Annotated in this window: 10 protein-coding genes and 1 pseudogene; 7 read left to right on the top strand and 4 right to left on the bottom strand. The window is 62.3% G+C overall.

From position 1 onward, the window contains the following. The first annotated feature begins 38 nt into the window (after positions 1-38). From V3W39_RS32465 to V3W39_RS32455, 3 genes are read left to right on the top strand one after another with little or no spacing between them, the layout of a single operon-like run. Positions 39-1,283 (top strand): TolC family protein, encoded by a 1,245-nt coding sequence (locus tag V3W39_RS32465; RefSeq protein WP_330214091.1) that lies wholly within the window; start codon positions 39-41, stop codon positions 1,281-1,283. Between the two features lie 18 nt (positions 1,284-1,301). After that, positions 1,302-2,414: an efflux RND transporter periplasmic adaptor subunit gene (locus V3W39_RS32460; RefSeq protein ID WP_177120344.1), complete on the top strand. Its 1,113-nt coding sequence runs from the start codon at positions 1,302-1,304 to the stop codon at positions 2,412-2,414. An 18-nt stretch (positions 2,415-2,432) separates the two neighbouring features. Further along, complete coding sequence (locus V3W39_RS32455) at positions 2,433-5,594, top strand: CusA/CzcA family heavy metal efflux RND transporter (protein WP_330214090.1); 3,162 nt, start codon at positions 2,433-2,435, stop codon at positions 5,592-5,594. A 37-nt stretch (positions 5,595-5,631) separates the two neighbouring features. Here V3W39_RS32455 and V3W39_RS32450 read toward each other — a convergent pair whose 3' ends face one another. The 4 genes from V3W39_RS32450 to V3W39_RS32435 form a co-directional block, all read right to left on the bottom strand. Next, entirely contained in the window at positions 5,632-7,035 is a 1,404-nt protein-coding gene (locus V3W39_RS32450; RefSeq protein WP_330214089.1) for a heavy metal sensor histidine kinase, read from the bottom strand. Beyond that, positions 7,032-7,706, bottom strand: coding sequence for a heavy metal response regulator transcription factor (locus V3W39_RS32445; protein ID WP_177133534.1), 675 nt, complete (start codon positions 7,704-7,706; stop codon positions 7,032-7,034). Before V3W39_RS32445 ends, V3W39_RS32450 begins: the two co-directional genes overlap by 4 nt. A gap of 216 nt (positions 7,707-7,922) precedes the next feature. Next, positions 7,923-8,108, bottom strand: coding sequence for a hypothetical protein (locus V3W39_RS32440; protein ID WP_177077095.1), 186 nt, complete (start codon positions 8,106-8,108; stop codon positions 7,923-7,925). 236 nt (positions 8,109-8,344) lie between these two features. Further along, positions 8,345-9,673, bottom strand: coding sequence for an OprD family porin (locus V3W39_RS32435; RefSeq protein WP_330214088.1), 1,329 nt, complete (start codon positions 9,671-9,673; stop codon positions 8,345-8,347). Between the two features lie 237 nt (positions 9,674-9,910). Here V3W39_RS32435 and V3W39_RS32430 point away from each other — a divergent pair, with 237 nt between their 5' ends. The 4 genes and pseudogenes from V3W39_RS32430 to V3W39_RS32420 all read left to right on the top strand — a co-directional run bounded on the left by V3W39_RS32430 (position 9,911) and on the right by V3W39_RS32420 (position 12,297). Continuing rightward, positions 9,911-10,243, top strand: coding sequence for a DUF2790 domain-containing protein (locus V3W39_RS32430; protein WP_294733208.1), 333 nt, complete (start codon positions 9,911-9,913; stop codon positions 10,241-10,243). Positions 10,244-10,350: 107 nt separating this feature from the next. Beyond that, a pseudogene (locus tag V3W39_RS33895) lies at positions 10,351-11,127 on the top strand (PAS domain-containing protein); the annotation flags it as partial. A gap of 108 nt (positions 11,128-11,235) precedes the next feature. Beyond that, positions 11,236-11,667 (top strand): methyl-accepting chemotaxis protein, encoded by a 432-nt coding sequence (locus V3W39_RS33890; RefSeq protein WP_371317243.1) that lies wholly within the window; start codon positions 11,236-11,238, stop codon positions 11,665-11,667. A 54-nt stretch (positions 11,668-11,721) separates the two neighbouring features. Further along, positions 11,722-12,297: a flavin reductase family protein gene (locus V3W39_RS32420; RefSeq protein WP_177047840.1), complete on the top strand. Its 576-nt coding sequence runs from the start codon at positions 11,722-11,724 to the stop codon at positions 12,295-12,297. Positions 12,298-12,448 lie beyond the last annotated feature (151 nt).

Raw genomic sequence — 12,448 nt, 5'->3', positions numbered from 1 at the left:
TTGCCCACCTGTTAATTCATGGGCATGGAACTCTTGTTATGCCAACTTTCATACGCAAATTACTGTGGGTGGCAGGCGCCTTGTCGACTGTCTTTTTATTGGCCACCGCGACGGTTCAAGAGGCGTCGGCGCAAACCCTGACCCTCGAATCGGCCCTGCAAACCGCCTTCGCCAACAACCCCGACATGGCCGCTGCGCAATGGGAAATCGACATCGCCCAGGGCGGTCGCCAGCAGGCCGGGTTGATCCCCAACCCGGTGGCCTCCTGGGATGCCGAAGACACCCGCCGCAACTCACGCACCACCACCGTCAAACTGACTCAGACTCTGGAACTGGGCGGCAAGCGCGGCGCACGAATTGATGTCGCCACTCGCGGCCAGGAGGCGGCCGCGCTGACCCTGGAGCAACGCCGCAACGTCCTGCGGGCGGAGGTCATCGACGGCTACTACGGCGCACTTCGGGCCCAGGAACGCCTCGACCTGGCCCAACGCTCGCTGGCGCTGGCCGAGCGAGGGCTGGTGGTGGCCAACGGTCGCGTCACCGCCGGCAAATCGTCCCCGGTGGAAGCCACCCGGGCCCAGGTGCAGCTCTCGGAAATCCGCCTGGAATTCAACCGCGCGCAGATGGGCCTGACCGACGCCTATCGCCGCCTCGCCGCCAGCACCGGCGCCGCCAGCACCGACTTCCAGGCGGTAGCCACCCAGGCTCAGGCGGCACCGACATTACCGTCGCCCGCGCAGTTGCTGGCTCGCCTGGAACAAACCGCCGAGCTGCGCCTGGCCGAACTGCAAATCGTCCAGGGCGAGGCGGCCCTGGGCCTGGAAAAAGCCCAGCGCATTCCCGACCTCGACGTGTCCATCGGCAGCCAATACGACGCCAGCGTGCGCGAGCGGGTCAACGTGGTGGGGGTGTCGATGCCGATCCCGCTGTTCAACCGCAACCAGGGCAATGTGCTCGCCGCCAGTCGCCGCGCCGACCAGGCCCGCGACCTGCGCAACGCCGCCGAACTGCGCCTGCGCACCGAAACCCGCCAGGCCCTGGACCTCTGGCAAACCGCCAATACCGAAGTGCGTTCGTTCAACCAACAGATCCTGCCCGCCGCCCAAAGCGCGGTGGACAGCGCCACCCGTGGCTTCGAGATGGGCAAGTTCAACTTCCTCGACGTGCTCGACGCCCAGCGCACCTTGATTGCGGCCCGCACCCAATACCTTGCGGCCACCGCCCAGGCCACTGAAGCCTGGGTGCGCATCGAACGGATTTACGGCGACCTCGCCCGGTTTTGATTTATTCAGGAGCGTTCCATGAACAACAAACACAGGATGGCGCTGGCCGTTGCGCTGATGCTGGCGTGGCCGACCCTCAGCGGTGCGGCCGAGGCGGAAGAAGAAGGCAAACTCGAACTGACCGACCAGCAAATCCAGGCCGCCGGCATTCAGCTCGCCCCGGCCCAATCCCGGCAGATCAGCACCGTGCTGTCGCTGCCGGGCGAGGTGCGTTTTGACGAAGACCGCACTTCTCACATCGTGCCGCGTGCCGCCGGTGTGGTGGAGTCGGTGAAGGTCAACCTCGGGCAATCGGTGAAGAAAGGCGAGTTGCTGGCGGTGATCGCCAGCCAGCAGATTTCCGATCAGCGCAGCGAGCTGGCGGCCAGCCAGCGCCGGGTCGAACTGGCCCGCACCACCTTCCAGCGCGAGCGCCAGTTATGGCAGGACAAGATCTCCGCCGAACAGGATTACCTGCTGGCGCGCCAGGCACTGCAAGAGTCCGAAATCGCCCTGAACAATGCCCGGCAAAAGATGAATGCCCTGAGCGGCAGCGCCGTGCTGGTCGGCGGCAATCGCTACGAACTGCGTGCGCCGTTCGACGGCGTGGTGGTGGAAAAACACCTGGGTGTCGGCGAGGTGGTGAGCGAGACCAGCAACGCCTTCACCCTGTCGGACCTGTCCCAGGTGTGGGTCACCTTCGGCGTGTTTCCAAAGGACTTGAACAAGGTCCAGGTCGGCAAGCCGGTGAAGGTCACCTCCTCGGAAATGGGCACCGAAGTGCTGGGCACCGTGGCCTATGTCGGCAACTTGCTGGGGGAGCAGACCCGTACCGCCACCGTGCGCGTCACGGTGCAGAACCCTGACGACTCGTGGCGCCCGGGCTTGTTCGTCGCCGTGCAGGTCGCCACCGACACCTACCAGGCCAAGGTCACGGTCCCGCAGGAAGCGATCCAGACCGTCGAGGACAAACCCTCGGTGTTTGTGCGCACCCCCGACGGCTTCATGACTCGCCATCTTGAATTGGGCGTCAGCGAAAACGGTTTCGTCGAAGTGCGCCAGGGCCTCGATGCCGGGGCGCAGGTGGCCACGGTCGGCAGCTTCATCCTCAAGTCCGAGTTGGGCAAGGCCTCGGCCGAGCACGCCCATTGATCCTGCGAGTGATTTCCCATGTTTGAGCGCCTTATCCAATTTGCCATCGAGCAGCGCATCATCGTGCTGCTGGCGGTGCTGTTGATGGCCGGTGTCGGCATCGCCAGCTATCAGAAATTGCCCATCGACGCCGTGCCCGACATCACCAACGTCCAGGTGCAGATCAACTCGGCGGCGGCGGGGTTCTCGCCGCTGGAAACCGAGCAACGCATTACCTTTCCCATCGAAACCGCCATGGCCGGGCTGCCGGGGTTGCAGCAGACCCGCTCGCTGTCGCGCTCGGGCTTGTCCCAGGTCACGGTGATTTTCAAGGACGGCACCGACCTGTTCTTCGCCCGCCAACTGGTCAACGAACGCTTGCAGGTGGCCCGCGAGCAATTGCCCGACGGAATTGAAAGCATGATGGGGCCGATTTCCACCGGGCTCGGGGAAATTTTCCTGTGGACCGTGGAGGCGAAAGACGGCGCGCGCAAGGAAGACGGCTCAGCGTATACGCCGACCGATCTGCGGGTGATCCAGGACTGGATCATCAAGCCGCAACTGCGCAACGTGCCCGGCGTGGCCGAGATCAATACCATCGGCGGCTTTGCCAAGGAATACCAGATCGCCCCGGACCCCAAGCGCCTGGCGGCCTATAACCTGACCTTGAGCGACCTGGTCACTGCGCTGGAGCGCAACAACGCCAACGTCGGCGCAGGCTACATCGAACGCAGCGGCGAGCAATTGCTGATCCGTGCGCCGGGGCAAGTCGGGTCCATCGACGATATCGCCAACATCGTGATCACCACCTCCGACGGCACGCCGATTCGGGTGCGCAACGTCGCCCAGGTCGACATTGGCCGTGAGTTGCGTACCGGCGCCGCCACCGAAAATGGCCGTGAAGTGGTGCTGGGCACGGTGTTCATGCTGATCGGTGAAAACAGCCGCACCGTGTCCCAGGCCGTGGCGAAAAAACTCGAAGAGATCAACCGTTCGCTGCCTGAAGGCGTGGTGGCGGTCACCGTCTACGACCGCACCAACCTGGTGGAAAAAGCCATCAGCACCGTGAAGAAAAACCTCTTCGAAGGGGCGCTGCTGGTGGTGGCGGTGTTGTTCCTGTTCCTGGGCAACATCCGCGCCGCGTTGATCACCGCGATGGTGATTCCCCTGGCCATGTTGTTCACCTTTACCGGAATGTTCACCAACAAGGCCAGCGCCAACCTGATGAGCCTCGGCGCCTTGGATTTCGGGATTATCGTCGATGGCGCGGTGGTGATTGTCGAGAACGCCATCCGCCGCCTGGCCCACGCCCAGCAGCGCCATGGGCGTTTGTTGACGCGCAGCGAGCGCCTGCATGAAGTGTTCGCGGCGGCCAAGGAAGCTCGGCGTGCGCTGATCTTCGGGCAGTTGATCATCATGGTGGTGTACCTGCCGATCTTTGCACTCACGGGCGTTGCCGGGAAGATGTTCCACCCGATGGCGTTCACCGTGGTGATCGCGCTGCTGGGGGCGATGATTCTGTCTGTCACCTTTGTACCGGCGGCGATTGCGTTGTTCGTGACCGGCAAGGTCAAGGAAGAAGAAAACCTGGTGATGCGCACCGCACGGCGTGTCTACGCGCCGGTGCTGGATGGGGTGATGGCGCGCCGGCCGCTGGTGTTCGGCCTGGCGGTGCTGGCCATCGTCGCATCGGGCCTGGTGGCCAGCCGCATGGGCAGCGAATTTATCCCCAGCCTCAGCGAAGGCGACTTCGCCCAACAAGCGTTGCGCGTGCCGGGCACCAGCCTGACGCAATCGGTGCACATGCAGCAGCAACTGGAAAAAACCTTGATGGCCGAGGTGCCGGAAATCGAGCGGGTATTTGCCCGCACCGGCACCGCGGAAATCGCCTCCGACCCGATGCCGCCGAACATCTCCGACAGCTACGTGATGCTCAAACCCAAGGACCAGTGGCCCGACCCGAAGAAGTCCCGCGAGGCAATCATCGCCGACATCCAGCGCGCCAGTGCGATTGTGCCGGGCAGCGTGTATGAGCTGTCGCAACCGATCCAGCTGCGCTTCAACGAACTGATTTCCGGGGTGCGCAGCGACGTCGCGGTGAAGGTGTTTGGTGATGACATGGCGGTGCTCAACAAGACCGCCGGGGAAATCGCCGAGACCTTGCAAGCCCTCAAGGGCGCCTCGGAAGTGAAGGTGGAACAGACCTCCGGCTTGCCGGTGCTGACCATCAATATCGACCGCGACAAGGCCGCGCGATTTGGCCTGAACGTGGGCGATGTGCAAGACACGATTGCCGTCGCCGTGGGTGGGCGCCAGGCCGGGACGATGTACGAAGGCGACCGGCGTTTTGACATGGTCGTGCGTTTGTCCGACGCGCTGCGCACCGATATTGAAGGCCTGTCGAGGCTGCTGATCCCGATCCCGGCGCTGGCGAATAACGCGGCGGGGCAGTTGGGGTTTATCGCGCTGTCGGAAGTCGCCAGCCTGGACCTGGTGCTTGGCCCCAACCAGATCAGCCGCGAAAACGGCAAACGCCTGGTGATCGTCAGCGCCAACGTGCGCGGGCGGGATATCGGCTCGTTTGTCGAAGAGGCCGGCGTGGCCATCGATACCCAGGTGAAAATCCCCGCGGGTTACTGGACCACCTGGGGCGGCCAGTTCGAACAGTTGAAGGAAGCGTCCGAGCGTTTGCGCATCGTGGTGCCGGTGGCGTTGCTGCTGGTGTTCGGGCTGCTGTTCATGATGTTCAACAACCTCAAGGACGGGCTGCTGGTGTTCACCGGGATTCCCTTCGCGTTGACCGGCGGGATCATGGCGCTGTGGCTGCGGGATATTCCGCTGTCGATCTCGGCGGGCGTGGGCTTTATTGCGCTGTCCGGGGTGGCGGTGCTGAACGGGCTGGTGATGATTGCCTTCATCCGCAACCTGCGGGAAGAAGGGCGCTCATTGTCGGTGGCGATCAACGAAGGCGCCCTGACGCGCTTGCGCCCGGTGTTGATGACGGCGCTGGTGGCGTCCCTGGGGTTTATCCCCATGGCCCTGGCCACCGGCACCGGCGCCGAAGTGCAGCGCCCGCTGGCGACGGTGGTGATTGGCGGGATTATTTCGTCGACGCTGCTGACGCTGCTGGTATTGCCGGCGCTGTATCACTGGGCACATCGACGTGAGGAACAGGAAGACCGCCTGATGCCTGACCAATAACCTGTGGAGAGGGAGCAAGCTCCCTCGCCACACTGGTTTATTGGCAGATAGCGTTGGTGTGAAGAGGAAACACCAGTCGAAACTCAGTGAAATTCTCGGGCTCGCTGCTGACTTCAGCCCGCCCCTGATGCAGGGTCATGATCGACCGCACAATCGCCAGCCCCAGCCCGGTGCCACCTTCGGAGCGGGCGCGGCTGCTGTCGACGCGGTAGAAACGTTCAAACAGGTTCGGCAGGTGCTGCGCTTCAATCCCCGGGCCCGGGTTGCCCACCGACAGCAGCACCTGCTGCCCGTGGGTCTCCACCTGCAACGACACCGTGGAAGCGTGCGGGGTATGCCGGATGGCATTGGACAGCAAATTGGAAATCGCCCGCTGGATCATCAGGCGGTCGCCATGCACCGAGGCATCGCCGCTGAGGCTCAGGGTCAGTTGCTTGTCTTCGGCACTCAAGGCGAACAGCTCCATCACCCGGCGCGCTTCATCGGCCAGGGACACCGGCGCAAACGACACCCGCGCCGCCGGGTGGCTGACCTGCGCCAGAAACAGCATGTCGGAGACGATCCGCGCCAGGCGTTCCATCTCTTCGGTGCTGGATTCCAGCACCGCCTTGTACTCCTGCGGCGGTCGCTCCCGGGACAGCGTCACCTGGGCCTTGCCCATCAAATTGGTCAGTGGCGCGCGCAGTTCATGGGCCAGGTCATCGGAAAACTGCGACAGCTGCTGCACCCCGCCGTCGAGGCGCTGCAGCATGAAATTGATGCCTTGGGCCAACTCGCCCAGTTCCTTGGGCAAGTTATCCACAGCCAGCCGGTGAGTCAGGTCCTGGGTGGTGACCTTGGCGGCGACGCGGCTGAACTGCTGCAGTGGCGCGAGCCCGCGTTGCACCACCCACCACGCACCGATGCCGATCAGCAGCAACAGCAGCGGCAGGGCGATCACCGTGGAGCGCAGGTAAGCACTGAGCAGCGCCTGATCGTCCATGCGGTCCAGCGACAGCAACACCCGCACACGTTCGCCGCTGGCCAGGCGCATCAGGCTGGAGGCGCTGAGCACTTGATTGCCGTTGCTGTCGTTCCAGTTCAGGTAACCGAGGCTCTGGCGTGGGGCAAAGTCGGTCAGCAGCGGTTCCTGGGGCTTGGCGCCGATGCTGAGCAGCACTGTTTCATCGGGCGCGGTGCCGACGATGGTCAGGTAGAAATTGTCATGCCCCATCACCAGGTCCATCAACGAATGGGGGCGGGCGCGGATGTCGCCGGTGCTCAGGCCCTGGGCCAGGCTGTGCTGGATCTGCTCCATCTTGCTTTCCAGGCCCTTGCGCGCCAGGTTCTCAAGCTCGTGGGTCAGCGCCAGGTACGCCAGCGTCGCGAGCAACACCACCAGGCCTGCGCCCATCAGGCTCACCGTCAGCCCGAGGCGCATCGACAGGCTGCTGGATCTCATTGGCGGGCCTCCAGCACATAACCCACGCCGCGAATGGTATGGATCAGCTTGACGTCACTCTGGTCATCCACCTTGGCCCGCAAGCGACTGATGGAAACTTCCACCACGTTGGTGTCGCAGTCGAAATTCATGTCCCACACCAGGGAAATAATCTGCGTGCGGGTCAGCACCTCGCCGCACTGGCGCATCAACACATGCAGCAGGGCGAATTCCTTGGTGGTCAGGTCGATGCGCCGGGGGCCGCGATAGGCGCGGTGGCGGCGCGGGTCCAGTTCCAGGTCCGACACACGGAATACTTCCGGCACCGGTATGTGTTCGCTGCGCCGCAACAGGGTGCGCACCCGGGCCAGCAGTTCGGGAAACTCGAAGGGCTTGACCAGGTAATCATCGGCGCCCATGTCCAGGCCCTTGATCCTGTCGGCCAGCCGGCCACGGGCAGTGAGCATCATGACCCGCTGGTTGCTGTCGCGGCGCAGTTGCTCCAGCACGTCCCAGCCGTCCCTGGCCGGCAGGTTGACGTCGAGAATCACCAGTTCATAAGCGTGTTGCCCGGCCAGGTGCAGGCCGTCCACGCCACTGGCGGCGCAGTCGACCACGTAACCGCTTTCGGTCAGGCCCTGCTGCAGGTAGGCGGCGGTTTTTTGCTCGTCCTCAACTACAAGGATACGCATGGGGGTTTACCTTTTAATGAGAAGAGAGAGGGGGTATTTGAATGCTCGGCAGCCTGAAGGCTGAAGTAGCTTCAGGGTCAATCAACCAGTTTGTGACTGGTTGTTGCGGTAAACCGGCGGACAAAAAAAACGCCCCATCCGGGGCGTTAAAAATTCATCTCTTTCCAAAGGAGCTACACAAAAGCTTCAGAGATGAATGTGCTCGGTGTGCGCCGTTCAGATGGGTTGCTTCTCTGCGTCGGCGGGGGGTGTCTGGGCCACGGCTTGTTCGCCATGGACCTGCTGCTGTTGCTGGCGAAACTCGGCCAGGAACTGCCGGGAACGGTCGGCGCCGTCATCAGCGAGGGCGAAAGTGGAAGTAGCGCCGAGGAAACTGATCAATAACAGGTGACGTGGTTTCATGACTGTTCTCCAAATAAGGCGGGTGCCGTTAGTTGGGTCCAGTATATGAAGTTCAACTTAACGAGAAGGTGAGGCACATATTACAGTTCTGACAGGCTTCAAATTGTGAACAGATGTTATTCAATTGTAGGAGCGAGCTTGCTCGCGAAGAACCAGAGGGCGCCGCGTCAAGCCAGATGCCCCGCGTTATCGTTAGCGACCTTCGCGAGCAAGCTCGCTCCTACAAAGAGCATCGTTTAGAGAATCGCCAGCGGGTATTCGACAATCAGCCGGACTTCTTCCAGGTCCGACTCAAACGCACTGGAGCGAACCGTCGCCTGGCGCAACCGCAGCGACAGGTCTTTCAGGTTGCCGCCCTGCACCACGTACTTGGCTTCGATATCCCGCTCCCAGCGGCGTTGATCGGTCAGCGGGTTGCCGGCCGCGTCCCGGCGCATGTACACCGCATTGGCGTTGCTGTAGTCGGCGCCGGAGCCCTTGCCGTAACGGGTCATGAACGAGAGGCCGGGGATGCCGAACGCCTGCATGTCGAGGTTGTAGGTGAGCATCCACGAGCGTTCCTTGGGCGAGTTGAAGTCGCTGTACTGGATCGAGTTGTTGAGGAAGATCGAGTCCGACATGCGCAGGTAGTCAAAGTCGTCATCCCCGTTGTTGCGCTGGTGCGACAGGGCCAGGCTGTGGCCGCCCATCTTGACCCCGAGCCTGGCGCTCCAGATGTTGTTATCGAACTCGCCCAGGCGTTTCTTGCCTTCGTCCACGGCCTTGTAATAGTTGAAGTCGCCAAACAGCGACACGTCATCGTTCAGCGGGTAACTGGCGGCGCTGCCGAAGTAGTACTGGTCCCAGGCGTCCTTCAGGCGGCTGGTGTACAGGCTGACGCTGAGGTGTTTGTTCACTTGGTAGTCGCCGCCGGCGTAGCCGATCCAGGGCGAATCCACCTTGCCCGCGTAAAAGGTCGCAAAGCCTTTGTCCATGCCGCTTTGGGTGGGCTGGCTCATGCCGTTCAGGTGCCCGGCCTGCAGGCTCAGGCCCTCGATACTGGTGTTTTGCGCAGTGACGCCGCGAAAGCTTTCCGGCAATACCCGCGCGTCGCCGTAGGCCACCACCGGGGTCAGCGGGAACACGTCACCGGCCTTGATCACGGTATCCAGCAGGCGCATTTTTACCGCGCCACCGAGCTTGCTGTAGCCGTCCTCGGGGTGGTTGTTGCTGTCTACCGGCAGCACGCCGAACGAACCCTTGCCGCCGCTGCGGCCGGTGCCGGAGTCGAGTTTCAGGCCATACATCGCAAAGGCATCCAGGCCGAAACCCACCGAGCCCTGGGTGAACCCGGATTCGAACTTGCCGATAAACCCCTGGGCCCAGGCTTCGGAGTAGCCATTGCCGGTGGGGCTTGACTGGCCCTTGCGATCGTCACGGTTGAAGTAGAAGTTACGCGCCAGCACGTTCAAGGTGCTGCCTTCGATAAACCCCTCGGGTTTATCGTCCTCGGCCATGCTCGCCAGCGGCGCAAGGCCTGCCAGGGCGGCGATGATTGAAAGGGGAAATGTGCGATGTGTACTCATGTAACGCTCCTCGGTATTGGCAGCTATTAGCTTCTTTTGATATGGGCGTTATTGTGGGTGTGGCCCAGGTTGATAGTTGCAAATAGCAGATAACGGCGAGGTGGTGGGCAAGTTACAATTTTGAAAGTTTTGTGGGATATAACAAATAAGTAATCGTTCGGTGAACCTTCCGACAGACTTGGTTAGTTACCCTTGGCCTGAACTTTCTACTTAATGAAGTCAGACGAGGATATCCTCATGAACAGCCTGAAAATTGCTTTAGCCACCGTTGCCCTTACCTTGTCGGTGGGCGTTATGGCCGAGAGCGGTGGCGACCGCACCTTCGCCCAGATGATGGAGCGCAACGAGCAAGCCATGGCCGCCTATGCCGCGAAAAAAGGCCTGCCTGCGCCCGAGGTGCTGGTGTATCGCTATGGCATGCAGCTGGACATTGCCAAGGTGGTCAACGTCACGCCGCCGATCCGTTCGTGCAACGCCGTGCCGTCGCGCATGACCTACGAAGACTCCACCGGCAAGCTCAATACCCTTCAGTATCAGGTCATGGGTATCTGCCGTAACAACGGCAGTTGAGGCGCTGCAAAAATATAGTTGGGCGGCGCGCTAAAGCGCGCTTAAGAAAACACGGGCAGCGCCGATGCAGGTCAGATCCCTGTCCTTATTTGCCCTCGGTGCCGTCCATGTTCAACACCCGCCTCAAGCAGGAGCTGTCCGCTCTTCGCGAAGAATTGTCCAGCCTGCAACAGGTCAAGGAGAGCCTGGAAAGCGAAATGATGGCCTTGACCCTGGACCCGGATGGGCGCATCGAGTCCGTCAACGCCATCTTTCTGCAGGAGATGACCTACCAGGCCAGCCAGCTGCAAGGCCGCTTGATCGAAGAACTGGTACCGGCGCACGTCAGGCAGGACGCCTTTCAACTGCGTTTCAAAAACGCCCTGGTGCGTGGCGAGCACTTCGCCGGTACCGTGCGCCTGACCCGTGGCAACGGCGATGAAGCGTGGCTGCGCTCCATCGTGCAGCCGGTGCGCAGTTCGGACGGACGCATCAAACATTTTTCGGTGTACTCCAGCGACCTGACACGCACCATCGAGGCGTCTCGTGAACACGAAAACCTGATCACTGCGCTGGTGCGCTCCACCGCCGTGATCGAGTTTGACCTCAACGGGAATGTGCTGACGGCCAACGACCGTTTCCTCAATGGCATGGGCTACAGCCTGGCGCAGATCCAGGGCAAACATCACCGGATATTCTGTGAGTCGCAGGACGCCAACAGCGTCGAGTACCAACAGTTCTGGAAGCGCCTGAACGCCGGCGAATTCGTCGCCGGCCGCTTCAAGCGTATCGACAGTCATGGCCGCACAGTGTGGCTGGAGGCTTCCTACAACCCGGTACTCGACGCCAATGAGCGGCTGTACAAAGTGGTCAAGTTCGCCACGGTGATCACCGACCAGGTCAACCAGGAGCAGGCCGTGGCCGACGCGGCCAACATCGCCTACAGCACCTCCCTGCAAACCGACAGCAGCGCCCAGCGCGGCACCACCGTGGTCACCCAGGCGGTGGACGTGATGCGCGACCTGGCCAAGCACATGCAACAGGCAGGCGAGGGCATCGAAGCGCTGAACGCCCAGTCCCAGGTGATTGGCAGCATCGTCAAGACCATCAGCGGCATCGCCGAACAGACCAACCTGCTGGCCCTCAACGCCGCCATCGAAGCTGCCCGCGCCGGTGAGCAAGGCCGTGGTTTTGCGGTGGTGGCCGATGAGGTCCGGCAACTGGCGTCGCGTACCAGCAAGGCCACCGAGGAAATCGTCGGCGTGGTGCGCCAGAACCAGGACATGGCCCGCGATGCGGTGGCGCTGATGACCGATGGCCGGCTGCAAGCCGAACAAGGCCTGGCCCTGGCGGCCGAGGCGGGCACGGTGATCGTGGAGATCCAGGACGGTGCCCAGAAAGTGGTCAGTGCGGTGGGGCAATTCGCCAATCAACTGAGCAGCTAGTCACCGGGGCTCAGGGTTGAGGTATCGTAGGTTTTTTTTCCGAGCCTTTTGTCCATGAGCCCTAACCATCGCCGTGCCGTCCCGCTGTCCAAGGCCTACCGCTTGCTCAACCACGGCCCCACCGTGCTGGTCAGCGCCGCCCATAACGGCCAGCGCAATATCATGGCCGCAGCCTGGGCCATGCCCCTGGATTTCGAACCGCCCAAAGTCGCCGTGGTGCTGGACAAGGCCACCTGGACCCGGCAACTGCTGGAAGGTGCCGGCACCTTCGTGCTCAACGTGCCGTGTGCGGCCCAGGCCGATATCGTACAGACCGTGGGCAACACCACCGGCAGCGAGACGGACAAGTTCGCGGCGTATGGCTTGCACACGTTCAGCGGCGAACACACCGAAGCGCCGATGCTTGAAGGATGCGTGGCGTGGTTGGAGTGCCGGTTGCTGCCGGAGCCGCATAACCAGCAGACCTATGATCTGTTCCTCGCCGAAGTAGTGGCGGCCCAGGCGGATGAGCGGGTGTTCAGCGACGGCCGCTGGCATTTCGAAGGGCACGATGGGTTGCGTACGTTGCACCATGTGGCGGGTGGGCATTTCCTGACGATTGGTGAGCCTGTTGATGGGCGACAGCTTTAAGCTGACTCCAGGCTGCTTTTGTGGCGAGGGGGCTTGCTGTGGAGGGGGGGCTTGCTGTGGCTAGGGAGCTTGCTGTGGAGAGGGAGCTTGCTGTGGAGAGGGAGCTTGCTGTGGCGAGGGAGCTTGCTGTGGCGAGGGAGCTTGCTCCCGC

The sequence above is a fragment of the Pseudomonas sp. Z18(2022) genome (assembly GCF_036346535.1).
Taxonomy (GTDB): domain Bacteria; phylum Pseudomonadota; class Gammaproteobacteria; order Pseudomonadales; family Pseudomonadaceae; genus Aquipseudomonas; species Aquipseudomonas yamanorum_A.
The sequence above is the reverse complement of the archived record's forward strand: the minus strand, read 5'-3'. Positions and strand labels throughout refer to the sequence as shown.

What these genes read in the sequence shown, in the direction of transcription:
- V3W39_RS32445 (WP_177133534.1), bottom strand. Translation starts at nt 7,706, where the DNA reads ATGCGTATCCTTGTAGTTGAGGACGAGCAAAAAACCGCCGCCTACCTG.
- V3W39_RS33890 (WP_371317243.1), top strand. Translation starts at nt 11,236, where the DNA reads ATGCGCGACCTGGCCAAGCACATGCAACAGGCAGGCGAGGGCATCGAA.
- V3W39_RS32420 (WP_177047840.1), top strand. Translation starts at nt 11,722, where the DNA reads ATGAGCCCTAACCATCGCCGTGCCGTCCCGCTGTCCAAGGCCTACCGC.
- V3W39_RS32460 (WP_177120344.1), top strand. Translation starts at nt 1,302, where the DNA reads ATGAACAACAAACACAGGATGGCGCTGGCCGTTGCGCTGATGCTGGCG.
- V3W39_RS32435 (WP_330214088.1), bottom strand. Translation starts at nt 9,673, where the DNA reads ATGAGTACACATCGCACATTTCCCCTTTCAATCATCGCCGCCCTGGCA.
- V3W39_RS32440 (WP_177077095.1), bottom strand. Translation starts at nt 8,108, where the DNA reads ATGAAACCACGTCACCTGTTATTGATCAGTTTCCTCGGCGCTACTTCC.
- V3W39_RS32455 (WP_330214090.1), top strand. Translation starts at nt 2,433, where the DNA reads ATGTTTGAGCGCCTTATCCAATTTGCCATCGAGCAGCGCATCATCGTG.
- V3W39_RS32430 (WP_294733208.1), top strand. Translation starts at nt 9,911, where the DNA reads ATGAACAGCCTGAAAATTGCTTTAGCCACCGTTGCCCTTACCTTGTCG.
- V3W39_RS32450 (WP_330214089.1), bottom strand. Translation starts at nt 7,035, where the DNA reads ATGAGATCCAGCAGCCTGTCGATGCGCCTCGGGCTGACGGTGAGCCTG.
- V3W39_RS32465 (WP_330214091.1), top strand. Translation starts at nt 39, where the DNA reads ATGCCAACTTTCATACGCAAATTACTGTGGGTGGCAGGCGCCTTGTCG.